Origin of the sequence: Fictibacillus sp. Mic-4, from assembly GCF_049843615.1 — a bacterium.
GTDB classification, from domain to species: domain Bacteria; phylum Bacillota; class Bacilli; order Bacillales; family Fictibacillaceae; genus Fictibacillus_A; species Fictibacillus_A gelatini.
Genome location: NZ_JBBHZM010000026.1, coordinates 1 through 24851, shown reverse-complemented (window position 1 = coordinate 24851; position 24851 = coordinate 1). Strand labels below are relative to the sequence as shown.

Sequence of the window (24851 nt, the reverse complement as noted above, 5' to 3'; positions counted from 1 at the left end):
ATAGATTAACCTGATTATGGTGCTACTTGTTTCAAGAATGTTTCTTTTGTTTATTAATTTATAGATTCTCTTTTGATAAGGTGCTTTCCTTTTTTTAATTTGCAAAAAAGAAACCCAATTCCAGGGCTTCAATTTTGTTTAATCAAACGTTTGATTAAGAGGTATGTTCGAAGCCTTCACTCGGACACCGCGGGCTAAACAAAGGGATTGTAAAACCGGCTACCATCGTAAAAGGTCACAAGCATGGAGACAGTAAATAAGGCAACTACAGTAATAAGCGCAATATAATCGCTTTTTTTAAACGGTCGGGCGCTATACCATGTGCGTTTTTTGTGCTTTCCGAAGCCGCGAAGGTCCATCACATTGCTGATCGTTTCAATCCGTTCAAGACTGGAGAAGATCAATGGCAAGACAATCGCCAGCGCGTTTTTTGCCCGTTTGAAAATCGTTTCTTTCCGCGACATGTCTATTCCCCGCGCTTGCTGGGCGTGGGCAATCGTCTGAAAGTCGCGCTGGATATCCGGAATATACCTGAGGGCAATAGCGACCGCAAACGCCACCCGATAACTGACGCCGATCCGGTTCAAGGACGATGCGAATTCACTCGGGTTCGTCGTTTTAATGAATAGAAGTGCGGCAGGAATAATTGAAAAATATTTCAATGTAATATTCAGCTCATAAAACAATTGTTCAACAGTTACATCATATTGCCCCGCAATGTGAAACAACACATGTTTCGTTCCGTAAATCTTCACTCCTTCTAAAGGGGAAAAAATAAAGATCGCGATGTCATTAAGAAACAAAAAAAGGAAGATAAAGAGTAAAACAAATGACACTTCCTTCACTTTTATTTTTGAAACGGTAAAGATGATAAGGCTTGCGACGAGCATAAACAACAAGACACGCGTATCATACGTTAACATTCCTGCAAGCGACCACATGATAAAACAAAGGAATTTCGTTGCCCCGCTCAGCCGGTGAATCGGCGATGGGCGGTCAACGAACGCTAACATATTTACTGCCAATTCCATTTCCCCCTTTATCAACGTGAATAAAATGACGGACAAATTCACCTGGTTCGGGGAGCTGCAACCGTTCGGCAAGATCTAAAAGGGACGTTTCTTTTAAATTGCCTTCCCTAATAATGTTGCGATCCGTCAATACGTCAGCTGCCGATTTGTCCGCTAGCTTTCTTCCATTGGCGATAACAATCGCACGCGGGGTGTATTCCAGCATGAGATGCATGTCATGCGTGATCATCAGTATTGTGACCCCTCTTTGATTTAACTCGACTAAAAACTCCATAATCTCTTTGTAATGGCGGAAATCCTGACCGGCCGTCGGCTCATCAAGGATAATCACTTCCGGCTGCAGCACTAAGATGGACGCAATCGTGACCCGCTTTTTCTGCCCGAAGCTTAGCGCTGATATCGGCCAATTGCGAAAAGGATACAGGCCGCAAATTTTCAATGTTTCTTCGACTCGCTCACGAATTTCCGCCTCAGGCACGCCACGAATGACAAGGCCAAATGCGACTTCATCATAAACAAACGTTTTCGATATCATTTGGTTCGGATTTTGCATAACGAGGCCAACTTTTAGCGAGCGTTCCTTAATCGAGTCATTTGTCATGTCCTTGCCGTTATAGTAAAGCTTCCCCCGCGTTGGTGCTTCAAACCCACAAATCACTTTCGTCAACGTCGACTTGCCGGCGCCGTTTGCCCCGACGATGCTGACCATCTCGCCTTTGTGGATCGTAAACGAAATGTCCTTTAAGATTTCTTTGCCAGATTCATAGCTGAACGAGACCGATTCAAGCTGGAGAACGGGTTCGGCTTTATGTTTCGGCTCTGATATGCCATCCTTTTTTTCAAGCCAGTGGAGCAAGTTATCCTTGCAGTTGTCCAGGTTCACGCTTTCGATATGGCTGGGAAGCATGTCCGGCGTGATGGCTGAACCTGAATATTTAATCGCCTTTAAATAGAGCGGTTCTCGGATGCCGCACTCTTCTAATACGTTTGTGGCAAGAAGCTCATCCGGATGCAAATCGCTCACAATCCGTCCCTTGTTCATGACAATAATGCGGTCGACATCACGATACAGCACATCTTCCAGTCGATGCTCGACAATGACAACCGTCGTATTCGTTTCTTTTTGTATCCGATCGATAAGAGCGATTGCTTCTTTTCCGGTTGCCGGATCGAGATTCGCTAACGGCTCATCAAAAAGTAGAATGTTTACGTTATCGACCATGACACCTGCAAGTGCAACACGTTGCTTTTGCCCGCCTGATAATTGGTGAAGCGATGAATGAAGGTAATCATTCATGCCAACCATGTTCGAAACGGTGGTAACCCGGCCCGTCATTTCATCCTGCGGAATGCAGTCGTTTTCTAATGCAAACGCAATGTCTTCCCCGACTGTAAGCCCGATAAATTGCCCATCCGGATCTTGCAACACCGTGCCGACCATTTTGGACAATTGAAAAATCGACTGGTCTTTCGTTTCTTTCCCCATCATTTGCAGGCTGCCCGTGATCTCTCCTTTGTACGAAAAAGGAATGAGTCCATTCATGCAATGGGCAAGAGTGCTTTTCCCGGACCCCGACGGCCCGACAATCAACACTTTCTCGCCTTCATAGATCGTTAAATCAATATTGTAAAGCGTTGGCTCTTGTTGACTCCGATATTTAAAGCTAAAATTGTTAAACGCAATAATTGGCTTTTTCATAAACATCTCCTGTCTCAAACCTTCTAATCTTCTATTATTGAAGACTATTGTACCTACTTTAAAAACCGAAGGCATTGGCCTCCGGTTTATTTTTCGACTCGCAAACTGCCGCTTTTTGTGCGCGTTTTTGCATAAGCTGCCACAAGAAGCGTACCCAGCACTCCAACCGTAACCATATTTGACACTCCGGCAACAATCCCCTGTACAAACACTTTATTCGCCGGCTCCGCATAAATGAGAATATCGAGCATCGGTGCGATGAAAAACCAGCCAATCGCCTGCGCAATCACCTGGATGATATTAAAAGATACCATTTGCTTCGCACCGAACCGCCCCTCATCAAGGTTGATTTTCCTGGATGCAAGGCCGAACAGGAAACCGACCAATGCCGAAACGATGACCCAGCTCCACCACGGAGTGCCATAAAAGATAGCATCTTTCAATGCGTGTCCGATAAGGCCAATCAATCCTCCTGCAATTGGCCCAAATAACAGTGCCATAAGTGCCAAAAACGCATACGCTGTTTCCACTGTCGTGTTTGGAATCCCTGTTGGAATGGAGACAAACCGCCCTAAAATGACAAATACAGCTGCTCCGATTCCAATCGCTACTATCGTTTTCGTTGAAAGTTGGTTTTTACCCATTTTCTTAACCCCCATTTTTTATCATCGCGGTACCTTACGGATGGAAAGGCGCCAATCCGTGCCTGTGCCAACGTTGTATGCCCTTGCGAATGATCCTTGATTAATGGCGACTCCAACATTATCTAATGAATTGATGAACACGAGCGGTTCGCCCTCTCTCGTATCGGCAAATGACCGCCCAAACAACATGATGTTATTGTAAACTTTGCGCTTGTGCGCCTCGTTTGTGATAACCACTTCTATTTTATCGCCATAGTTGATGCCTAATTGTTCGATGAGCGAACGATGAATGTTCGTCCAGAGATTTCCGAAGCGTACATCCAAAATATCGATCGCTCCTGTTATCTTATCCTCTTTAACAAAAGCTTCAAAAAGCGGCAATGCCACAATCGATGAGACGGGCACACCCGGCCCGACCTCTTCAAACGTGATCACGTTAGAGGCAAGCCTCGCCCCGGTATACGCATAAATGTCCCGCCCATGGAACGTGTACGATTCACTCGAATACGGCAGACGATTGATCGACTCATCAATGATCCGAACTTCCTCAATCCCAATCGCATGTGAAATGTGGGTAAGCGTGCCGTTATCCGGTGTTATAACGAAATGGCCTGAAGCTGTTCTCACACCAATGCTTCGGCGTAATGAACCCACTCCAGGATCAACGACGGAAACGAAGACGGTTCCCTTCGGCCAATAGTTCATCGTCTGCAACAGACGGTACGATCCTTCCCAAATATTATATGGGGGAATGTCATGCGTTAAGTCAAAAACGCGAATATCACGATTGACTAAATGGGCAACCCCGTACATGGCACTGACCGCCCCATCGCTAATGCCAAAATCCGATTGCAATACTAATGCTTGACTCATATCTCTTTCCTCCTTTACCTGCTTTTACCTCAGGAAAATTGGCTTGCCCAAGTTTTAATTGCTGAAGCCCTCGTTTTTCCTTTTCTCGCTTAGCAGAGTAAATTAAAAACCCCGCCCTAATCATTACGAAAAGGACGAGGTATGAATCCCGTGGTACCACCTTCATTCACTGCTTATTCACATAAGCAGCCTTAATTCGTACGGAGCAAAGCGCTGTATAGCCATGGTATACCTGGCTCTTATACGATGGTATGGTTAACGAGTACCAAATCTCGTCGGAACCTACTGATGCCTAACCAACAAGGCACGTTCAGCACGAAGCTCAGAGGCCATTGTTCAAATCCGGATTTTTTGCTTCTTTTCAGCTCCCGAAGCTCTCTTTAAAAAAATACCCGATCCTACTTTCCCTCATCATCGCCTTTAGGATATTTATTCAGAATATTATAATACGTTTGAATAATTGTCAATATGGAAAATAAAAACTATTTTATACATAGTTAATGAATGATTTGTTATGCAGCGAACAATAAAAGGAATACCGCCACATGCCAGCTTGATCCTCATGTGGCGGCACTCCTTATCGAATATTCACAGGCAGACTATATCGATAACGCATTAATTTTAGCTATGATTTTTTTATAAACCGCCTTCATGTGAGGTTCATTTGAATACGCGTCGATTTCTTCAAACGGGATCCATTGGACGCCGCTGTTCTCATCGGGCTTGATGGCAAGCTGTTCATTCTCGTCGCCCTCTAGTAAGTAGGCAACGGAAAGATGCAAATGCGGCGCTACATACTTCCCTCTTTTCTCATGTCCTACGACAGGCAAAATATCTAAAGAAAAGATGTCATCAATCACAGGCCGAATCGTTTCTACTCCTGTCTCTTCTTTTACTTCTTTTATGGCGACATGCAATAAATCTTCATCCCCATCTGCATGACCGCCTGTCCAGGACCACGAGTTATAAATATTATGATGAACCATCAACACTTTATCTCTATTTTTATTGACGACAAACGCCGAACTTGTGATATGCACGATGTCGTTATTTCTCGTGAGAACATCATCAAACTGGTCCAGACATTTCAGCATAATTTCTTTATCTTTTTGTTCTTGTTCATTAAAGGCTGAATAATTTTTAATCTGTTCGATCCAATTCATCTTTTTCCCTACTTTCACTTAGCTCTAGCAGTCCCATTTCAATACACGTCTTGACTGCGAGCTTTTTAACCTCTTTCTGAAACTGTATTTCAATAAATTCTTCATCAAATCGTATAATTTCTCCATGCCCAAAGACCCGGTGTTTAATGACCTTTCCGGCCGCCAATTGCCCCGGATCCTTGAGCGCATTCGGGTTGTACGGAATGAATGTGCTTCCTGCTTTCACTACTTTCCTGTTTCGATCATTGCTGTCCGTCGGCGGATTCATTATCCGTCGAACATGTGAAACAAACGGAGATGGCTTAACTCTCTCGCCATCTTTTTTCTTATAATTGAGAAGTTCCAGATGCCTTTTCGCCCGTGTCATTCCCACGTAAAATAAGCGGGCGGCTTCTTCAAGAGCATTGTCATCCGCCGAGAGGCAGTCATCGGCTGAAGGAATTATACCATCGATTAGATCAATCATATATACCCGCTCAAACTCCAGCCCCTTTGCACTATGAAAAGTAGAGAGCGTCACGGCATTTTGCCCTTTTTTGAATTTAGATGTCTTTAAAACGGTCTCGAGATGTTTAAGTCGCCCTGCAAACTCTTCCATCGTCTTTAGTCCGACCGCAATCTCTTCTAATGTGTTTAAGATGCCAAATACGTATTCTTTGCGGAAACCGAGGCGGTCACACATTTTCTGAAGCGCCTTTTCATAGCCTAACCGCTTTCGAATAATGCGGATTGCATCTTGCGGCTCTTTCCCTCTCATTTTCCGAAACGTTTCCTTGCTCTCTTTCAACTGCTTTACTTGATAGTCTTGCAACTGAACATAGTTGAGCAAATTATCAAAAACAGATTCGTTATTATTTATTCCCATCACTTGCGCCATCTGTTTTTTACTAATGTACCCATTGAATTTTAAATGGATTTTTTCCAGAATGCCAGGCCGCTTATCTGTATAACTCATCCGCATGAAATTCAAAACATCTTCAACGACCCAGTGCGAAAAAAAGCGATTGTCACTATCCTTTATATAGAACGGAATTCCTGCACGATCAAACGCATTAATTAAAGCAATGGAAGAGGAGTTATTCCGATACAAAACGGCTACTTCAGAGAGATTTTCGACCTTTTTTATTTCTTGGACAAGATATGTTGTCTGATCGTTATACTCAGCAAATCTTTTAGTTTCGATCGGCTGATGTGAAGCATTTTTTGTAAACATGTTCTTGTTGTACCGATTTTTATTTCGTTTGATGAATTGATTGGCGACATCCACGATATCCCTTGACGACCGATAGTTTTGCTCCATGAACAATATGACCGCTTTTGGGTATACGTTTTTAAAGTTTAATAAATAGGTTGGCTCCGCTCCCCGCCAGCTATAAATGGATTGGTCATCGTCTCCGACTACGCAAAGATTCCCGTGGTTTTGAACAAGCTTTTCGATGATGGCATGTTGCACCAATGACGTATCCTGGCTTTCGTCCGTGAGCACATAATCGTAACGGTCCTGATACTTTCGAAGAAGCTCCTTGTCCTGTTTTAATGCCTGTTGAGCAACCGCCAGCATATCATCATAATCAAGCAGCAACTTGTTCGTACCGGATTTCTTGAATGCCTCATACTCTCTTAAGATCTGTCCGGCTTTCGGAACATTCACTTTAACTGATGGCCATTCGCCTTTCGGAATCATTTTGTTTTTAATAAAACTAATATAGGTTAAGAGCTCCTCCATTTGATCTTCGGTTATGTTTTCCCCGACAATTGATTGGAACATATTTCTCAAGATGATCTTTTTATGGAGCGGCGGATGATTCGGATCAAAGGCTTCTTTCCCTTCGAAGCCGATGTTCCCCTCAATAATCTGATAAGGTATTCCCCTCTTCCGAAAAAAATCCCGCACAACTTCAAATGCAAAACTATGAATCGTTGAAAAATCAACCGGAGGAAGGTCCGGAAATAAACGTTTGAAGCGTTCCTTCATATCATTGGCTGATGCCCGGCTAAAAGTCACCGCCTTGATTCTTGCAGGATCGATGCCCTTTTCTTCGATCAAATAGCCGATCCTCATAATGATGGTCGTCGTTTTTCCCGATCCTGGCGACGCCAGTAAAAGCAGCGGTCCTTCCGTATGCCTCACTGCTTGTAATTGAATGTCGTTTAAAGAAATGCCCGATTCTATTTTCTTTCGAGTAAAAAAATCTACCTTTGTCTTCATAGCCACTTCCTTCCATTCAATCGGGACACGTCGTTCTCGTTCGTGCTTGTTTACTAGATTTAGTATCTCCATATTACGTTAGAGCAAACCTCTTCATCGCTCATTCCTTTTGTACAAACCCTTCATCGGCTCTGAATGGCTACTTTCAATCCTAATCCAATATAGATCGCCCCTACAATCTTGCCGCTCCATCGGCCAAGCCAGGAAATCCGCTTGATCATCCGCCCGAGCAGGCGAACGCTCATTGCAATCATCGTTGTGTAGAACGCGCCAAGCACCGCAAAAATTAAGCCAAGGACCAGGAATTGAAAAAAGGATGACCCTTGTTGTGGATGTACGAACTGCGGCAAAAACGATAGAAAGAAAAGGGCGGTTTTCGGGTTTAAAACTTCAACTAAAATCGCCTGGCCGTAAGAGCTTGCATTTGTCACCGGAGCAACCTCTGGCAGCTCGGGGGTTTTCGGCTTTTCCAAAAGAGCTCGAATTCCTAAATAAAGCAAGTAGGCTGCCCCTACAAACTTTACAACATTGAAAGCGAGCGCGGAAGTCATCAAAATGGCAGAAAGTCCCACTGCTGCAAATAAGGTATGAATGAAATCTCCGGTCGCGATTCCGAGGCTGGCCATGACGCCCGCTTTGCGCCCGCTCTGAACAGTACGAGTGACGGTAAGGAGCACAGCCGGGCCCGGGATTAAAAATAGCCCTAATACGATAAGCACAAATGTACTCAAAGTAGATAACGTGAACAAATCATTCCCTCCTATTCATTTATTTTTCTGGATGTTTAATGAGCTTATTTTAACATACACCGTTTTACGGCAACTACCTGCCTTTAAATGGCCGGCGAATTTTTGCGAGAATTCGGAATATGGATCGATTTATGATATTCTTTTATAAAAATCGGATGCAGGAAGGTATTCCGGATAAGGGGGCTACTAACATGAAGATTTTAATAGCAATAGATTCATTTAAAGGAAGTATTTCTTCTATAGATGCTAGTGAAGCTATTTCTTTAGGAATATGGGATGTTGATCATGAAGCCGAGATTGTGGCTCTCCCTTTAGCGGATGGCGGGGAAGGTACTGTGGAAGCGCTCGTCCAGGCGACTGAAGGGCAGTTTATCCATAAAGAAGTAACTGGACCATTAAATGAAAAAGTCGATGCTGTATACGGTATTCTAGGAGATAAAAAAACGGCGGTTATTGAAGCAGCAGCTGCATGTGGTTTACCTCTTGTTCCTTTGAACAAGCGCAATCCATTGATTACAACTACATATGGTGTAGGTGAACTGATTAGGGATGCGATAAATAAAGGTTGCCGGGAATTTGTCATCGGACTCGGCGGTAGTGCTACAAATGATGCAGGTGTGGGGATGCTACAAGCGCTGGGCTTTAGCTTCTTAACTCAGCTCAATGAAGAAGTCTCCCCGGGAGGACAAGGCTTACGGGATATTCGAAAAATTGATACAAAGCATGTAATCCCTGAGTTGAAAGCTTGTACATTTAAAGTAGCTTGTGATGTAAACAACCCTCTTTATGGCCCAAACGGCGCGGCTTTTATTTTCGGCCCGCAAAAAGGAGCGACTCCAGAGATGATCAAAGAGCTGGATAAAGGGCTTGAAACCTTTACCCGGATTGTTCGCCAGGAGCTCGGGAAAGATATTCATAACATCGACGGTGCTGGGGCTGCCGGCGGGCTTGGAGCTGCATTTGCTGGATTGTTAGATGCCAGGCTCCAGTCAGGGATCGAATTAGTATTAGAAATAATCGGGATGGAAAGAAAGATGCACGGGGCCGATTTAGTGATTACAGGGGAAGGAAAGCTGGACGGCCAAACATCCATGGGAAAAGCCCCTCTTGGAGTAGCCAAACTTGCCCATAAGCATAAAATTCCTGTCATTGCACTGGCAGGCTGTATAACTGAAGAGGCTGATCGATTAAATGAACTCGGCATTACTTCCTTTTTTTCGATCACCAATCGTCCCATGGCACTGGAAGAAGCGATGGATCCAGCGGTTACATTTAACAATTTAAGATCAACTACAACACAATTATTTCGGTTGCTTAAAGCGGTTCAATCAAATGCCAAAATGTGAGAATACAGATTTTATCATCAGTACAAAAAATTTAAACTAAAGAATAATCAGTCGGATAAGTTCTTTTGACACTTAAAGAGCCTTCAAAAAGATGCATTAAGTTAAAATAATGTTTTCCCATTCGAATGACCTTTCCGGTATAAAAACGCAATTTGTAAAATAAATAAATCCCAATTTTTCGTTAATGGTTTTGAAAGATTGGGATTTTTTAATATGTAATATCTTTAAATTGAAGTAAGCCTTTAAAGGGCGAAAAAGTCAAAACAAATACTTTTTGTAATTTCGACTGCTAAAATAAATTTCTACACATATGTAATACTCTTTGAAGATCATGATTATCAAGTTGACCTAATTTACGTTTTAGTTCGGATCCATGGATTGAAATAATTTTAGAGGTACGAGCTACAGATGGCTTTAACAAACCAGCCTCTTTCCAGTATTCTAAAACGACGTCAAATTCATTTCTTCGCGGTTGGCTTGTAACAGGGGAAATAATTACATCAACATCTAATGCTAGTTCATTGCCTACAATAATAACAGGGCGTTGCTTGCATTGGGGTGTGCTTTTAAAAACTACGTCTGCCAACTAAACTTTACCCTGTTTCACCTTACTTTTCATTGTATATGTCATCCTCCTCATTATCCCACCAGGCATAATTTTCGCCCAATAAAATAACCTCATTGGACATATACTTATCTTTAATTTTTTTTAGCACCTTTTGTCGCTCTTTTTCATCTAACTTATCAAGTTCTCTGATGATTTTATCTGCAATAGACATGTTATAAACCTCCATATCATACTACCCTTATTATAGCTTATATCCCTGCTTAAAAGGATCTGCCAGTCGGTTCTTAAAGTAAGTACTTTAAACATAAAGAAAGATTATTGAAGAATTGCGGCCGCTTGCGTCAGACCAATTAACTTCCTATAAAGGGATCGAATTGAAACATTAATTTTTCTCAACTCCTGCAATAAAAATCTTTAAATCATCATTTCGCTATTCATGTTAAAAATTCCTTTTTAAGTCCAGAATGTGTATTTCGTGTCACCTCTTATCTCTTATTATTACTTATACTACCTTCAATATATAAAGTGAAAAACATTTTTATACTGTAATAATTGAAAAAAGCTGTTACCCTGAGTAACTCAGGGCAACAGCCGTAGTAAATAACCTTTTTCAATGAAACAAATATTCTATACAAAAAAGTCGTTTACTATTACTTTTACTTAAACTAACGCACCTGGTTGTTTAAATACAACCCTTTACAATGTGCACAGGTAAGGATCAAAATGAAGGGTTACTTACGAGCCGATTGCTATAATTAACTGCTCTCACGTACATTTTTAACAGGTTGGTTTTTCTTGAAGAATGGCTTCAGTTCAGCAATCAAGATGGCGATCATAATGAATACCGCCCCCGTAACCATACGTCCGGTCAATACTTCGTGTAAAAATAAAACAGATAACAGCATCCCGAAAAAAGATTCCGTAGATAAAATAATGGCTGCTTTTGTAGCTGTAGTATATTGATGAGCTTTATTTTGAAAAAGATAGGCAATCGTCGTTGAAAAGACGGCTAAATACAAAATCGAATAAACTCCTTCACTTGCCAATGATGTTGGTATATCTCCTTTAATCAGGACAGCCACTACACTTAAAAGGGAAGCCGTTATGAATTGTACGATAGTCAGTGATATAGGGTCTTCCTTTTTTGCAAAACGATTTGTATAAAAAATATCGAAGGCAAAAGCTACTGCACACGCAAGCGATAATAGATCACCTATGTTTACAGTCATGGAACTCTCAATGGATAACAAGCCAATTCCTGCCAGGGCAATGACGGAACCGGCCATTTCATATCGATCAATTCTTCGCTTATACAGCAGGTAAGCAATAATCGGTACAATCACCACATTGACGGCAGTTAAAAATGCATTCTTAGAAGGTGTGGTATACTGCAAGCCAACCGTTTGTAAAACGAAACCCAGAAATAAAAACGTGCCAAGTATGGCTCCTTTCCACACAACGGATTTGGTAAGGGTTTTGAGTTTGAATCCAAATAGCATTGTAAGTAAAAGTGTAGCCAGTACAAACCTTCCCGCCATTACCTGATAGGGGGTTAAATATTGCAATGCAATATCAGTTACAACAAATCCGCTTCCCCAAATAATCGCTGTCACCAACAACATTCCATCACCTATATATTGTTTCATCTCTTTCCCTCCTTGACTAAAACCAAGAATACCACAAGAGAAAAAACAATAATTTGATAGTGATTCTAAAATTTTCAGCTTATTTTTGTATTCATTCCAAAGAGGTTTGCTCGATCAATTTATGAAGTAAGTACAATTTTACCGCCGTGGATAGATTCTCATAAAAAACAAACTCGTTACCAAAAGGCTCTATTAATTGACGTATTTTCGCCATGCGATAGCGGATAGTATTGGGATGACAATAATGTGCGTCCGCTACTTCCTTCACATTGCCTTTCTTTAACACAAATGTAACTGCGGTTTGTAGCAAATCCTTATCTATTTTTTCAGTTAGAAGAGGTCCCAAGTATTCTTTCACATACCTGCTCGCGAATTGTGCATCCTTTCGGTAGAGCTCTATAAGCAGACGTTCTGATGCCAGATCCGCGTAGTGACAAACAGGCTTTGTTTCAATGTTGGCCATTATCCGGGCATAATACGCTTCTCTGACAGCTAGATGAAGTTCCGTATGTGTCTGGTGGACTTGACCATAGCCAATTGTCAGTTCATCGGTTGGAATTCCATATAGGTTCATCCATTCGTTTAGTAGTTTGGCAAATTGGAGCCGCTCAGATTTGTCCGTCAATATGATCAGAATACTGTTTTTATAAGTGCAGACGATGCCTGACTTCAAAAATGACTGGAATTGAAGAAAGGGGTCCATCCATTGAGGGTTCTCTGATTGCATCATTCGAATATTGGCGGCAAACACGTATTTCTCAAATGGTTTATTCATCTGTTGTAAAAAGGACTGTAGTTGTAGCTCTGATACTTCGTCTTCGATCAAGCATCGCATCATATTTTGCAAAAAGAGGTCATTTTCCCTGCTTTTAATTGAATTCATCACTTCAAAAATAATTTCCTCAAAATATTCGTCTCCACCGAAACGTAATATCGGAAAATCTTGCTCATTTGCGAAATGCAGAACCTCGTCCGGCAATTCTCGAAAAATAACCGGCTTATAGGCTAAGGCACTCACCTTTAACTTAATGAGCTCTCTTATTGTCTCGATTAAAAGTTCCGGTTTTTGGAAAGCAAATAATAAGCTGCTGAGTACAAGACTATGAGGACTAAAAGCAGTTTCTCTCACTGGCTCAATACCGTTACTATATTCAAAGTCTAAAATTCCAACACTTGAAATGATTTTATTTAGTCCATTTTCGCCTGCAACAACCGAAAAGTTCTTTGTAACGGACAATTGAAATAAGTCCTTTACGGTCATCATAAAAATCATCCTTATTCATAACTTAGATAACCTGATTATAAACCATTTATTTACTAAAACATACCTTCTTGAGCTTATCTGCCGCCGTTAGTTGAATAAAGAGAAGCCTACGTACATTATTCTTAATTTAAATATAGTAATGGGTATTTTTTATAGATTCATGTATAGGTCCACTTATATAGCTTGTATGCTTCTACAGAACAAAAAGAATCCATTTTGAAAAAAGATTGATCAAAATGGATTCTTATCAAACAGAGCAAAGTTTCAGCTTTTTTAAAAGTTGGATCATTTCCTGCTTGTCTTGCTCCATCATAGCGTCCCGTTTGTTTACAAAGTTCGCTTCAATCGTTATTTGATTTTCTCCGCCAGCTCTAAAATAATTCCTTCTGGACCACGAACGTAGCATAATTTATAAGTATTTTCGTAGTTTTGTATCTCACCAAAAAGTTCTGCGCCTTTCTTTTTCAATTTGGCAACAATGGCTTCAATATCTTCAACAGCAAAGGCAATATGCTGGATACTCAAGGTATTTGCAAAAGATTGCTGAATGTCTTCTTCATGCGTATGGAATTTGACCAGCTCCAAAGTTGCCTGGCCGTCTGGCATCCCGAACATTACAACCGTCCCTCTAACATCATTCAGTCCGAGTATCCGTTCCACCCACTCTCCTTTCACTTCTGCTTCCCCTAACACTTCAAGTCCAAGGTCAAGAAAAAAGGCTTTAGCGGCAGGAAGATCCTTTACGATGAGACCCACATGTCTATTCTATTGATTTTCATTTCCCATTCCTCCTATGTTCCTGTTATTTTGCAATCCCGTATATATTTTTAGCTATAGACTTATTCTCGATTGCTAGAACAATTCCTTTATTTTTAAACATTATCCTTTTTCAATTAAAGGTCTCTTTATATATTAAGTTCGAGAACAATCGTAGGATGTGATTGATAAATCCCAGAACTTCTATAATTTTAAAGTAGTTTAGTAAAGTTTGTGGTTTATATCCATTTTGATTTTCGTCTGAATATTCATCAGCTTTTCTCGGTAAAATGGGTCCCCTTACCAATATTCCCTATATTTTTTTGGAAATTAAATGGTATAATAATTATACCTTCAGCCCTGTCTGATGGTTTTTAATAAAATAAAGAAGATGGTTAGCCTCAACACTTTTATTTTAAGCTGCTCTCCAAAAAGCTCAAGTACTCCATCCTGGAAGAAATAGTCAAACAACAAAAGGAATCTATTATTCGGACAATTTTGCAGCTTCAGGGGCTGCGTTTCAACATTGATCCAACAGAAAAGAATAAAAGGAATGCTTTATTTAAATTGAGGGATAGCTTCTTCATTTGGAAGCTGGTTTGAAGTGGCTGGATATACAGCCCGGCGATTAAGGGGGATGATAAAAATGGATTTTATCTTAGAAAATAAGTGGTTATTTCTTATTATTGCCGAATCCATCTTTTGGGTTTCCATTTTAACCTTTTTGCTGCTGCGTTACTGGTTCGGCTTAAAGCGTTTAAGCATTGCATTTTTCATCCTGTTCATTGTAAATGATTTATGGATTGCAATCATGGGCCTCTATGACTATATGAAAACAGGAAAGTTCTCCAGTTACCAAACTGTGATTGTTGTGTTTATTGTGTATGCACTCACATATGGAAAGAGCGATTTCAAACGGCTCGATTCGTTTATCCAGAGAAAAGTGGCGGGCTGGAAAGGACAGCCTGTTCCTGATGTGGAAGGCGTCAAGAAGCTGTATGGAAAAGCACATGCACAGCACGAAAGAAAGCAATTCTTTAAACATTTGCTTGTCTATGTGATTGCCCATATCGTCTTTGTTCTTCTGTTCGGCCTCTCCGACCAAATCAGCAGTCCACAGGACCTGACGGATGTGCTGAGCCGTTGGTTCTCAGAAAAGCAACCAATTTTCCCATCCAATAATACGACTGTCAATAACATCAGCAGAATTTGGTCGCTGATTCTGATTATTGATGGTGTCGTCTCTCTGTCTTATACCTTCTTCCCCAGGCAAGAGAAGGCCAGAGACACCTCCAGTCTGGATCGCAAATAAAAGCAGATGGCCTCCCGCCCTAAGAGCGAAGAGGCCTTTTTGTTTCTTCTTTACTGTAAACGGCAAAAAAGCCTGCTCATGCCGCTCCCCTCTTCCCTTCACCCTCCAACCTCTACATCCACAAGGCTTCCCAGCCTTTCTACGTCCTTTTCATCTCAATTCCGAAGCAAATAAAGTTTGCATAAAAAACAGGGTAAATTGGGGTCAAAAAAAGCAATTAAAGTTTGATCGTGAATGCAGAAGCAGGAGCTTGGATTCGGGATTAGATTGGAGAAAATAACGGAGAAAAAATTAGTGGAAAGCTTGATTTATCAAGACATTTAGAGGTTTGCAGCCCTTTGGCAGCAGAGAAAAAAGCCGAGGAAAAACAGGAGTGGATACCTGCGTTTCGCTCGGCTCTTAGGTAAACTTTAATTGGTTTTTACAATTATTGTAGCTTTAAAATAAAGTTTGACCAAAAACATCTTGCTAACATGCATTATTGCGTAAAATGAAATAAACCCATTTTGAAAAAAGTTTGATCAAAATAAGTATATTTCTTGTGAAGTATTACACATTATTTATAAAAAAGTTTGATTAAAACCTTAAAATAAATAAAGAATATTAAATCATTTTCCTTCTCATACATTTATAAATCTACTTATTTGAATTACCAATATAATTCCTCACGTAAATTTGGTGTATTATTTATATATAGAAAAGGTGATTCAATAGCATCAAAATATCTTTTACGAGATGCATTATATCTTTTAGTTCCTTGCATAATATAACAAGCTTCAATTGCCCTTGTAACCCCAACATAATGTAAATTTAATGCTTGTATATAATCTTCATCGGATACCCAATTACCTTCAGGCGGTAATATCCATCTATATAAGTCCATTAAAAATACACACTTAAACTCCAATCCTTTAGACTTATGAAGTGTCATAATATTTATTTCATTTTCTGTAGCAGGTTTGAAACTATGTAGTTCTTCTTCATTATTTAAAATTCTTTTTAGCATGTGAACAATTCTCTCATCTTTTTGTTCAGGATAGATTAACTCAGCTATCTTAATAAATTTTTCTAATTTCTGCTCTAGTTGACTTTCATCTAAGTTAAATAATTCATTAATTAATTCCAAACCATTTCTAAAATTTTTATAATATAATTCTTCATCTATATACTTAATTACAAAATCAAGTACAGTAAGTTCATTAAGTTTATATAAGTAATAAGAATTTAATATATCATTAAATAAATTTGCCCAATTACCATTAATCTTATCTAAAGGTGTATCTACGAAAAGTTTATTTTCAATTGTTAAAAATTCAGAAGCTCTTCTAGCTGAATCGTTTCCTCGACATAAAATTGCAAAATCACTATTTTTATTTAAATTAAACTTCTTTTTTATTTCATCTAGATTATCTTCTATAGCACTAATTATTTGTTCATCCGATCCTTCTACATTAACTTTGAATACTCGCTTTTCTTCTTCTATGTTCTCCCTTGTAATTCCCATTAATTCTAATGAATAATCCGATATTGATTTATGGCATCTGTGATTACGAGTGATTTCTAAATGAGTAAAATCATCTGCTCCTATTAAAGATAATAAAAATCTTGAATACCTATTACTAAATGCGTAAATAGCTTGATCAAGATCCCCCACAGCTATCCCTTTAATTCCCTGATTAACTAATTTTAAAAATATTTCGTGTTGAATTTCACCACAGTCTTGATACTCATCTATAAAAATATGTGTATATCTTGCTTTAAGATATAGTAGACATTGAGGTACTTCGTTTAAAATATATAATGCTGTTTCACCACTAATTTCTAAAAATATCAACCCTTCTTGTAATGATTGCCGCAATAATTGTAACAATTCATTATCAGTTCTGTTTTTGGTTTCTTTTAACTTTTTCAGGACCTTATATTGAGGATAATCATCTAATGAATCTTTGACTTCTAACGGCTCTCCTTTACCAAATAACTGTTTCGAAAAAGGTATAATAATTTCTGAGATATAGAATTTATCAATAGTACCGAAAAAATGATTGGCGTTTTTTACATTTTTTCTTTTATAACGTTGTTCTAACTCTTGACTGGCCTTTCTTGTAAAAGAAATTGCTATAACTCCTTGGAAATCTAACAGACTATTTGATATTTCAGCTATCTTTTCTACAATTGTATATGTTTTACCACTACCTGGTTTAGCTGTTATAACTAGATTTCCTTTCGATTCTATAATTTTTATTTGTTCACCTGTAGGTTTAATCATTAGACTCATTTCCTTTAATAACTTTCTCAGCTAATTCTTGTATTCGTTTGAGCGGTTCGGTTATCTTATCATCAGCTAAACAAGTTAAATCAGTATAGTGCTGTTTTAAGAATTGCAACATATTTTCAGCTTTTGCAGTTTGCATTTTATTTACTGTACTTGCAACCGTTCTAGTATTATAAAAACTTTTTAATGAGTTAAATAAATTACTGTTCGCCAAGTCGTTTTCTAAATCTACTTCGGACAAATATATACCGTTTTTTTCAACTTCTCTTCTAATATGGTCAGCAAGATCTATTGCTTCTTGCGGACGTTGGGTTCCTTTCAACCATTCATTTTTTGCTAGATGCTCATTCCAATAGCTTATTAATTCACCATTTTCCTCCGTTTTTAACAAATCTATTATTATTCCCATTACTCTTGATATACCACCGTTATAAGAAAATTCAACTTTTTTTTCGCCAACATTTTTTGTTTTACTGAAAATATCATTATCAGTTCTTAATACAAAAGGTATTTCTAGTGCTAAACAAATTTTTATATACGGTTTAAATCCTACACCATTTACAGATATGATAGATACGTTTAATCTATCTAAATCTATACCTAATTGTTTAGCAAGCGCTGTGTAAAAAAGTTTTTCTGAAGGCCCCTCTACCAAAAAAGCTGCGTTTACAAAAAAGACATCTGAGGTAATTGCATCTAACCTGTAGCCAAAATCATCAAAATCGACTTTTATTTTATTACTACATCCACCTTGGGCAGCCTTAGTACATTTGTTTTTTGTAATTAATTTAACAACTTTGTCCGGTTTAAATTCTGATGCTATATATGGTGAATGTGTAGTGATAAAAACTTGTTCATCAAATTTTTCTAATAAATAACTCGATAATTTTCTTTGTTGATGAGGATGTAAATGAGCCTCTGGTTCCTCTATCGCATAAAAAGTTACTTTTTCTAAAGTACTTATATTTTTTTGTTTAGTAACCCAAGTAGCTAAAAATATTTGATTATTTCTCCCATCTCCACCTAAAGTCAATGCTCCTTCTTCAGTGTTGTAAGTTAATTCAAGATTATCTAACATTTTAGTAACATCAGTATTTGCGTTTCTAAAACTCAATACTTGACCTTCATTATGTATAGCAAGTGAGCTTAATTCTTCATTTACTTTACTTAAAGAGTTTTGTACATAGTTCAAACGATCAACTCTTTTATTTACAACTTCTAATCCTCTTTTTATCTTTTCTACCGATTTTTCATCTGACTTCACCTGTTCTTCTGGTAATTGTAATTTAGCGTCTTCTAGAATTTGATTTTTTTCTCGTTTCATAAACATTTCTAAGTTTCTGTTGGTGTTTACATATTCCATATTTAAACGCTTAATATAATAACGTGAGTTTTTCTCCTCCAAGTTTTCTTCTGTAGGACCTGACAATATACTGAATTCTCCATTTTTTGTATTTTTATATTGTATAAAGACAGTTCCCTCATTTAAATCTCCCTTAAATACAGCTATTAAACAATCTTCTTTTACTTCTACAAGTTTTACTGTAATTTCAATAGAATCCGCTTTGGTATAAACATTATAATCACTATTATATAAATCTAAATCTCTATCGCTTAGACTTCGATCAAACAGTATACGTAAAGCATATATTAAGTTAGTTTTCCCAACATCATTTGCCCCTATAATTAAAGTTTGATTAGCAAAATTAATTGTCTCATCATCAAAGTTTCTAAATCCTTTTAACCGTATCCATTCAATTTTCATAACTTTTTATCTCCTTTTATAGAATTAAGGCTTCTTCTAATTACTTATTTTCCCAAATAATCTCCTAGCTCTATGATTAACATCTTTCTTCCCATGTCTTAAAGTTAAAAAGCTTATGTAATTTTGTTGGAAAAGTTCCTTATTCCAAGAACCATGATTATCAATTAATCCCATTAAAACTATTTGGTAATAATAATTTTTATTCGCTTGATTTTTTATAAAACATATTAAAGTCGATAAGGCTCTATCTTCACGCTCAACTTCAATCACGCTGACTTCTTTATTTGGAAACAGTTTGATCTCAGCAATCACATACTTCCTCGCAGTCATACCATCACTTAAATAAACAAACCTTTTGGTACTAGAAAATTCCTTTAAACTCCCTTGAATTACATTAATCGACTGTACTTCCGGATAATTTTCTAATACCTTCAGAACTCTAATAAACTCTCCCAATTCCCCTTGAACCTGAATATCATATAGCGATTTAGTTTCTAAGCCTTTAGCAACCCTATTTCCACCGACATCTGAAGTTGATCTCTTCCCTTGATCATCAACAAAACGTTTCTTTGTGTTTTCATCCTCAAAGTCACGCTTCTTATTTGAATTTCTACGGATCTTTGTTACTTTTGGTAGCTTTACATATTCATGTACTTGATTATCCATTTCAATTAGATCAAATTGATCTATTGTCCCTTCAACTTCTTCATCAAGTGTTAATTCATTTTGCTGACTACCATTACGACTTTTGCTATGTAGTGTGTACTTTTTCGCTTCTCCTGATTTCTCCGTATGTAGAATTTCAGGATGTGTAAACGAAATTTCATTATATGGAATGTGCTTGTTCTTTACATTTGTGATTCCAAGGATTGTGCCACCAGTAGAGGTGGACTTGACAATTGCTTTTATTGTTATTGGCTGTGTAAATAACCAATTAAATTTTAAAATGCCTGTATTAATAAAAGTAAAGGCTACGTTTTCAAATACTCTTCTTAAATCCGGATTTGATAGTAACCATACTAACTGATAGAGAAAATTGTCTTGGGTGTATTTACCATGATACTGTGATGTAAAATCAAGGTGTATTTTATTCGCATCTTGCTGCTCAATAAAATATTGTGGAAAGGAGTTTGTTTCAAAAAGTCGGTAAAGCAAAAAACGATTAGGTGCTAAAATACTTCGTACAACTTCGATTAACGGGAGAATATATTTTTTGTTTTTATAAGAAACAATGAAGCTACGTGACATATCCTTATCATTCGTACCATAAATACTCCATTCTTTCTCAAAATAGCTTACACTATTCGGATCAATCGTTATTTCTACTTCATCTGTTCCTGTTGGTGCAATACTTTTGCTAATATCACCGTTCATATAATAATGCTGAATTGCTAAAGCCGGCAACGTACCCCAATCAGCCAAAAGCTTTTCTGTTCTTCCTTTAGCTCTAAAGTATGCATAGATCATGATTTTTTTATCATGTATAAAAGGAGAATGAATCCAAGTTAATTGTGCTTTCTCTCCGTTTTGAAATGGCCAATTATTCAATTTAACTAGTTGTTTGCTCATTTCTCTTCACATCCAGCTTTTGTTGCAGATAGTCCTCTAAATATGGCTTGATTTCATGGAAATGATGGGATTTCACCGCCGCTATCCTTTGCACCTTCCAAAGAAGTACCTGACCTTCTTGAAGTAACATTTTGTCAATTACTTTAATACAGCGACGGATTTGAAATTGTTGAACAGATTCAGTAATATCCGATAGTAACTTTTCTGTTTTCGGCAACTTATCTAAATGCCGTTCTAAATTCGCTAAAATGCCTAGTTTATTGCCGATTAAAGACTTTGTAATACGGACAGGTTTTTCTAGTTCCAACAGTTCTTTATATAACTTTTTTATTTTAGCTGCATACTCATGATCACGCTTAGTCCAATTAACAACACTAGTCTGTTCATGTTTCTTTTGCTTAGTAGGCAATGCATCCATTAACCATTTCTTATCATGACGGTATAAATAACTATATTGCTTTTCACATTTTGCTCGTAAGGCTGTGCGAGATAATTGTGGAAATTTCTTTATCATTCCTACGATGTCTTGTTTATACTGAGCAAATAGTTCTTGGTTAGTAGCTGGCACTATATTACTTATTTCGACATCTTCCGATAAATTCCTTTTAACCGTTTTAGAATCCACACCTAATTCTTTAGCGATTGATCTTGTACTTAATCCTTTATCCGCTAATTGCTCCAATTTATCTTTCCAAACGTGTCCAAATTGTTTCACTCTCCCAATACGGAAACGATCTTCTAGTGATTGATCGGGACCTTTTCTTGCATAAACAAATCCACAAGAGCATGTAAAAGTGCCAATTGGAGATTTTGTTTTATAATCTCTTGTTACTTCAACGGTTGGAATAACTAACTTTTGATAATGCGATGCTGCTCGATTTAAACAAGGAAATGGTCCGCTACCGAATGGCCCTTCATCGGTATTCAGTTTAATAAAATCACCTACATCTTGTTCAAGAAAATACAGCATGAGTAGGTGACGAAAAGGGTGAACATGACGTTTGACATTACGTGTAATTACATTTAGCCAATTATATTCATCGATAATATCAAGACCACTTTCATATTTATCTAAAAACCCTTTCGGAAAACTATTTTGAAACATTTGATACAACTCTTGTTGACGTATTCGATTGGAAACTGTCACTAAATGCTTCTCACGCAATAATTTTCGATATTTTAGCTGGACTTCTTTTCTTGAAATATGATGTAATGGAACTTTTAACAACTTATATGCCTGTTTTGATAATTGTATAGAAATCTCTTTATATAGATCGGCTTCATAAATGGATGATAGATTCATTTGATTTAATTCAAATCGAATGTATTCAATTCTGCTATTTGTTGCCACTTGATATTTTCGTAGAGGCAATTCATGGTGAGGACAATAGTTTATTCCTTGTAGTTGATGTTCACGGTGTATATATGGCTCACCGTATATATCATTATCTTGTCTTGCACATTCTGCACAATAATAAAGACCTTCTTTTCTACATATGCTCCCAGCTACCATACCTAATCTTGTATAAAGACCCTTTCCATCCCCAGAAACGTCTTGTAGGATTTCTATTTGACGTCCTTTAGAAAGGAATATAGCATAATAAGGATAAATCGTATGATTAGCTAAAAGATTTTCGATAGAATAATGGGAACCAAGCTTCTCTGCCAACTTTGAAAAGCGGCTACCAATCTCCATACTCGGAATCACAGAACGAGTGCCAAACAACTCTTCCAACGTATCTTTATTATCAAGATTACCGCTATAAAAGTGATAACGTGCAATAGCTGAATACAACAACTCATCTGGATATGGGTTTGTGAAAAAGGGGAGCATCATTATCATCCTCTTTAAAATATATCTCTATCAGAAAATAAGAACGTTTGTTCTGTATTGTGTTTAGTATAACAAGTTTTCATACACTTTTCCATAAAAATAGAAAAGCGTATTAGCAAAATTACTAATACACTTTCAGATACCATATCATTTCAAATAAAGTGTCCTTATCCTAAATACTAAAATTCAATTTCTTAACTTCTTTTTCAATATTTTTTACATCAATTCTCACATATAATGGTTGTACATTTGTAATACAATCAGGTACGGAAGTTAAAGGTTTCCAAGATTTAAGTTCTTTTTGCAACATTTTCTCTATACCTTCAGATGCAAATGGTAAAAATGGATGTAACAATTGTGCCAAGTTTTGAATAATGTAAACACAATTCGTCATTGTTTTTTTGGTATGCTCTATATTTTCTCTTACAAAAACCCAAGGCTTGCGCTCATCAAAGTAACGGTTCGCCTCTCGAATTATTTTGAAAATTGCTTCTAATGCTTGTTTAAAATGCCCCTCTTCAATAAGCACCCCTACATGGTTATATAAGTATTGAATTTGTTGCTGTATTCTTTCATCAATAGGGTAATTTTCCACCTTTCCCCCAAATGACTTTTCTACAAACTTTAATGTCCGGTTCACAAAGTTTCCAAATGCACCGAGTAATTCACTGTTATGACTATAAATAAATTCCCTCCAAGAAAAATCTGCATCTCGGTTTTCAGGTGCATTCATTATTAAGAAATAACGAATAGAATCTGGGTGATACGTTTCCAACATTTCTGGTACCCATACTGCCCAATTTTGACTTGTCGATATCTTTCTTTTCTCTAACGTAATGTATTCATTAGAAATAATATATTTCGGAAGTGCTGGATTTCCCATTCCCATCAAAATCGCTGGCCAAATCACCGTATGGAAAGGAATATTATCCTTGCCATGAACATAATACGAAACCGAATGCTCATTCCACCAAGGTGTAATGTCTTGATTATGGAGTCTCCCCCACTCTTTACTTGCTGTATAATATCCTGCCACCGCTTCAATCCAGACATAAATCTTCTTTCCCTCAAACCCACTTACAGGTACATCAATACCATTTGGTAAATCACGTGTAACCGCTCTATCTGGTATACCTTCATTTATATATCTTTTTGTTAATTGTATCGCATTATCCCGCCAGCGTTTTTCGTTTTCTGCTACTGCAACATAACTTTCTAATTTCTGTTGAAACGCACTAAATGAAAAATAGAAATGCTCTGTTTCACGTATTTCAGGCTCTTCTCCACATATCTTACATCTTTTTTCTAATAAATCTAAAGGGTCCAGTATTTGAGAACAATGATCACATTGATCACCTCGTGCTTTCGCACCACAATTCGGACAAATCCCTTCTACAAATCGGTCGGGTAAAAACTGCCTATCTTTTTTACAATAGGCTTGGTTGATTTTCTTCTTATACAAATAACCGTTTTCAAGTAGCGTTAAAAAGATCTGTTGAACTGTTTTATGATGATGTTCTGCATCTGTTCTTGTATAGAAATCATAAGAAAAGCCGAGCTGTGAAAACGTGTTTGTAAATTCTGTGTGATATTTATCTGCTATTGCTTTCACTGTTGTGTTTTCCTGATTTGCCCTAATTGAAATCGGTGTTCCATTGCAGTCGCTACCTGATACATACAATACTTGTTCACCTTTTTGTCTATAATATCTTGCTAAAATGTCCCCAGGTAATAGTGCTGAAATATGTCCTACATGTAAAGAACCATTTGCATAAGGCCATGCGCCACCAATTAAGATATTCATTTTATTTCCCTCCCAAAATAAAAACGTCCTAATCGATTGTATCGATTAGGACGAGTATTATCGTGGTACCACCTAATTTTACAAATAGCTCACACTATTTGCCTCTGCCAGTACGTGTTCATACTGCTGCTGTTGTAACGAGTGCACATCTCGTCGTAGCCTACTATTAGTTCGGTACGAAGCTCAAAGGCCATTTTCGATAAGTTTCATTTGCTTCATTTCCACCATCAGAAGCTCTCTATAAAACTACGTCTTATCTACTTTCCTTATCAACGCTTTTGACAATATTTAATACTATGCTAACACCAAATTGCAATTTTCACAATAATATTTTTACTTATATTGAT

General features: G+C 37.8%; 19 protein-coding genes and 2 other annotated features. Of the genes, 2 read left to right on the top strand and 17 right to left on the bottom strand.

Features of this window, described 5'->3' with window-relative positions; translation table 11 throughout:
• Nucleotides 1-194: 194 nt before the first annotated feature.
• The 7 genes from WD019_RS15640 to WD019_RS15610 all read right to left on the bottom strand — a co-directional run bounded on the left by WD019_RS15640 (nucleotide 195) and on the right by WD019_RS15610 (nucleotide 8368).
• Complete coding sequence (locus tag WD019_RS15640) at nucleotides 195-1025, bottom strand: energy-coupling factor transporter transmembrane component T family protein (protein WP_425712094.1); 831 nt, start codon at nucleotides 1023-1025, stop codon at nucleotides 195-197.
• Complete coding sequence (locus tag WD019_RS15635; RefSeq protein ID WP_425712093.1) at nucleotides 997-2730, bottom strand: ABC transporter ATP-binding protein; 1734 nt, start codon at nucleotides 2728-2730, stop codon at nucleotides 997-999. Before WD019_RS15635 ends, WD019_RS15640 begins: the two co-directional genes overlap by 29 nt.
• A gap of 86 nt (nucleotides 2731-2816) precedes the next feature.
• A complete protein-coding gene (locus WD019_RS15630) occupies nucleotides 2817-3374 on the bottom strand; it encodes an ECF-type riboflavin transporter substrate-binding protein (RefSeq protein ID WP_425712092.1) in 558 nt (185 codons plus the stop codon).
• Nucleotides 3375-3395: 21 nt separating this feature from the next.
• Nucleotides 3396-4247, bottom strand: a complete 852-nt coding sequence (locus tag WD019_RS15625) for an SAM hydrolase/SAM-dependent halogenase family protein (RefSeq protein ID WP_425712091.1) — start codon at nucleotides 4245-4247, stop codon at nucleotides 3396-3398.
• 127 nt (nucleotides 4248-4374) lie between these two features.
• Nucleotides 4375-4671 (bottom strand) — a binding site (T-box leader).
• A gap of 175 nt (nucleotides 4672-4846) precedes the next feature.
• The gene (locus tag WD019_RS15620; RefSeq protein ID WP_425712090.1) at nucleotides 4847-5410 is read right to left on the bottom strand and encodes an NUDIX hydrolase; all 564 of its coding nucleotides are present in this window, start codon (nucleotides 5408-5410) and stop codon (nucleotides 4847-4849) included.
• The gene (locus WD019_RS15615) at nucleotides 5388-7619 is read right to left on the bottom strand and encodes an ATP-dependent helicase (RefSeq protein WP_425712089.1); all 2232 of its coding nucleotides are present in this window, start codon (nucleotides 7617-7619) and stop codon (nucleotides 5388-5390) included. The genes WD019_RS15620 and WD019_RS15615 overlap by 23 nt, the downstream gene beginning before the upstream one ends.
• 122 nt (nucleotides 7620-7741) lie before the next feature.
• Nucleotides 7742-8368 (bottom strand): LysE family translocator, encoded by a 627-nt coding sequence (locus WD019_RS15610; protein ID WP_425712088.1) that lies wholly within the window; start codon nucleotides 8366-8368, stop codon nucleotides 7742-7744.
• 191 nt (nucleotides 8369-8559) lie between these two features.
• Here WD019_RS15610 and WD019_RS15605 point away from each other — a divergent pair, with 191 nt between their 5' ends.
• A complete protein-coding gene (locus WD019_RS15605; protein WP_425712087.1) occupies nucleotides 8560-9714 on the top strand; it encodes a glycerate kinase in 1155 nt (384 codons plus the stop codon).
• A gap of 289 nt (nucleotides 9715-10003) precedes the next feature.
• Here the strand turns inward: WD019_RS15605 and WD019_RS15600 are convergent, their stop codons facing one another.
• The 5 genes from WD019_RS15600 to WD019_RS15580 all read right to left on the bottom strand — a co-directional run bounded on the left by WD019_RS15600 (nucleotide 10004) and on the right by WD019_RS15580 (nucleotide 13948).
• Entirely contained in the window at nucleotides 10004-10300 is a 297-nt protein-coding gene (locus tag WD019_RS15600) for a type II toxin-antitoxin system PemK/MazF family toxin (protein ID WP_425712086.1), read from the bottom strand.
• 22 nt (nucleotides 10301-10322) lie between these two features.
• The gene (locus WD019_RS15595; protein ID WP_425712085.1) at nucleotides 10323-10493 is read right to left on the bottom strand and encodes a hypothetical protein; all 171 of its coding nucleotides are present in this window, start codon (nucleotides 10491-10493) and stop codon (nucleotides 10323-10325) included.
• Between the two features lie 544 nt (nucleotides 10494-11037).
• Entirely contained in the window at nucleotides 11038-11928 is an 891-nt protein-coding gene (locus tag WD019_RS15590; RefSeq protein ID WP_425712084.1) for a DMT family transporter, read from the bottom strand.
• A gap of 91 nt (nucleotides 11929-12019) precedes the next feature.
• Nucleotides 12020-13192: a PucR family transcriptional regulator gene (locus WD019_RS15585; protein ID WP_425712083.1), complete on the bottom strand. Its 1173-nt coding sequence runs from the start codon at nucleotides 13190-13192 to the stop codon at nucleotides 12020-12022.
• A gap of 348 nt (nucleotides 13193-13540) precedes the next feature.
• The gene (locus WD019_RS15580; RefSeq protein WP_026678239.1) at nucleotides 13541-13948 is read right to left on the bottom strand and encodes a VOC family protein; all 408 of its coding nucleotides are present in this window, start codon (nucleotides 13946-13948) and stop codon (nucleotides 13541-13543) included.
• 646 nt (nucleotides 13949-14594) lie between these two features.
• On the opposite strand from WD019_RS15580, the gene WD019_RS15575 reads away from it, so the two are divergent.
• Nucleotides 14595-15260, top strand: coding sequence for a hypothetical protein (locus tag WD019_RS15575; protein ID WP_425712082.1), 666 nt, complete (start codon nucleotides 14595-14597; stop codon nucleotides 15258-15260).
• A 649-nt stretch (nucleotides 15261-15909) separates the two neighbouring features.
• Here WD019_RS15575 and WD019_RS15570 read toward each other — a convergent pair.
• The 5 genes from WD019_RS15570 to metG all read right to left on the bottom strand — a co-directional run bounded on the left by WD019_RS15570 (nucleotide 15910) and on the right by metG (nucleotide 24504).
• Nucleotides 15910-17526, bottom strand: coding sequence for a UvrD-helicase domain-containing protein (locus WD019_RS15570; protein WP_425712081.1), 1617 nt, complete (start codon nucleotides 17524-17526; stop codon nucleotides 15910-15912).
• Entirely contained in the window at nucleotides 17519-19297 is a 1779-nt protein-coding gene (locus tag WD019_RS15565) for an ATP-dependent nuclease (RefSeq protein WP_425712080.1), read from the bottom strand. The genes WD019_RS15570 and WD019_RS15565 overlap by 8 nt, the downstream gene beginning before the upstream one ends.
• Before the next feature lie 36 nt (nucleotides 19298-19333).
• On the bottom strand, nucleotides 19334-20866 hold the full coding sequence (locus tag WD019_RS15560; protein ID WP_425712079.1) for a Tn7-like element transposition protein TnsE: 1533 nt from the start codon (nucleotides 20864-20866) through the stop codon (nucleotides 19334-19336).
• Entirely contained in the window at nucleotides 20847-22700 is a 1854-nt protein-coding gene (locus WD019_RS15555) for a TnsD family transposase (protein WP_425712116.1), read from the bottom strand. Before WD019_RS15555 ends, WD019_RS15560 begins: the two co-directional genes overlap by 20 nt.
• Before the next feature lie 172 nt (nucleotides 22701-22872).
• A complete protein-coding gene (gene metG / locus WD019_RS15550) occupies nucleotides 22873-24504 on the bottom strand; it encodes a methionine--tRNA ligase (protein ID WP_425712078.1) in 1632 nt (543 codons plus the stop codon).
• Between the two features lie 43 nt (nucleotides 24505-24547).
• Nucleotides 24548-24786: a binding site (T-box leader), on the bottom strand.
• Nucleotides 24787-24851: the final 65 nt, after the last annotated feature.

What these genes read in the sequence shown, in the direction of transcription:
- WD019_RS15635 (WP_425712093.1), bottom strand. Translation starts at nt 2,730, where the DNA reads ATGAAAAAGCCAATTATTGCGTTTAACAATTTTAGCTTTAAATATCGG.
- WD019_RS15630 (WP_425712092.1), bottom strand. Translation starts at nt 3,374, where the DNA reads ATGGGTAAAAACCAACTTTCAACGAAAACGATAGTAGCGATTGGAATC.
- WD019_RS15625 (WP_425712091.1), bottom strand. Translation starts at nt 4,247, where the DNA reads ATGAGTCAAGCATTAGTATTGCAATCGGATTTTGGCATTAGCGATGGG.
- WD019_RS15620 (WP_425712090.1), bottom strand. Translation starts at nt 5,410, where the DNA reads ATGAATTGGATCGAACAGATTAAAAATTATTCAGCCTTTAATGAACAA.
- WD019_RS15615 (WP_425712089.1), bottom strand. Translation starts at nt 7,619, where the DNA reads ATGAAGACAAAGGTAGATTTTTTTACTCGAAAGAAAATAGAATCGGGC.
- WD019_RS15605 (WP_425712087.1), top strand. Translation starts at nt 8,560, where the DNA reads ATGAAGATTTTAATAGCAATAGATTCATTTAAAGGAAGTATTTCTTCT.
- WD019_RS15595 (WP_425712085.1), bottom strand. Translation starts at nt 10,493, where the DNA reads ATGTCTATTGCAGATAAAATCATCAGAGAACTTGATAAGTTAGATGAA.
- WD019_RS15590 (WP_425712084.1), bottom strand. Translation starts at nt 11,928, where the DNA reads ATGAAACAATATATAGGTGATGGAATGTTGTTGGTGACAGCGATTATT.
- WD019_RS15585 (WP_425712083.1), bottom strand. Translation starts at nt 13,192, where the DNA reads ATGATGACCGTAAAGGACTTATTTCAATTGTCCGTTACAAAGAACTTT.
- WD019_RS15575 (WP_425712082.1), top strand. Translation starts at nt 14,595, where the DNA reads ATGGATTTTATCTTAGAAAATAAGTGGTTATTTCTTATTATTGCCGAA.
- WD019_RS15570 (WP_425712081.1), bottom strand. Translation starts at nt 17,526, where the DNA reads ATGATTAAACCTACAGGTGAACAAATAAAAATTATAGAATCGAAAGGA.
- WD019_RS15565 (WP_425712080.1), bottom strand. Translation starts at nt 19,297, where the DNA reads ATGAAAATTGAATGGATACGGTTAAAAGGATTTAGAAACTTTGATGAT.
- WD019_RS15560 (WP_425712079.1), bottom strand. Translation starts at nt 20,866, where the DNA reads ATGAGCAAACAACTAGTTAAATTGAATAATTGGCCATTTCAAAACGGA.
- WD019_RS15555 (WP_425712116.1), bottom strand. Translation starts at nt 22,700, where the DNA reads ATGCTCCCCTTTTTCACAAACCCATATCCAGATGAGTTGTTGTATTCA.
- metG (WP_425712078.1), bottom strand. Translation starts at nt 24,504, where the DNA reads ATGAATATCTTAATTGGTGGCGCATGGCCTTATGCAAATGGTTCTTTA.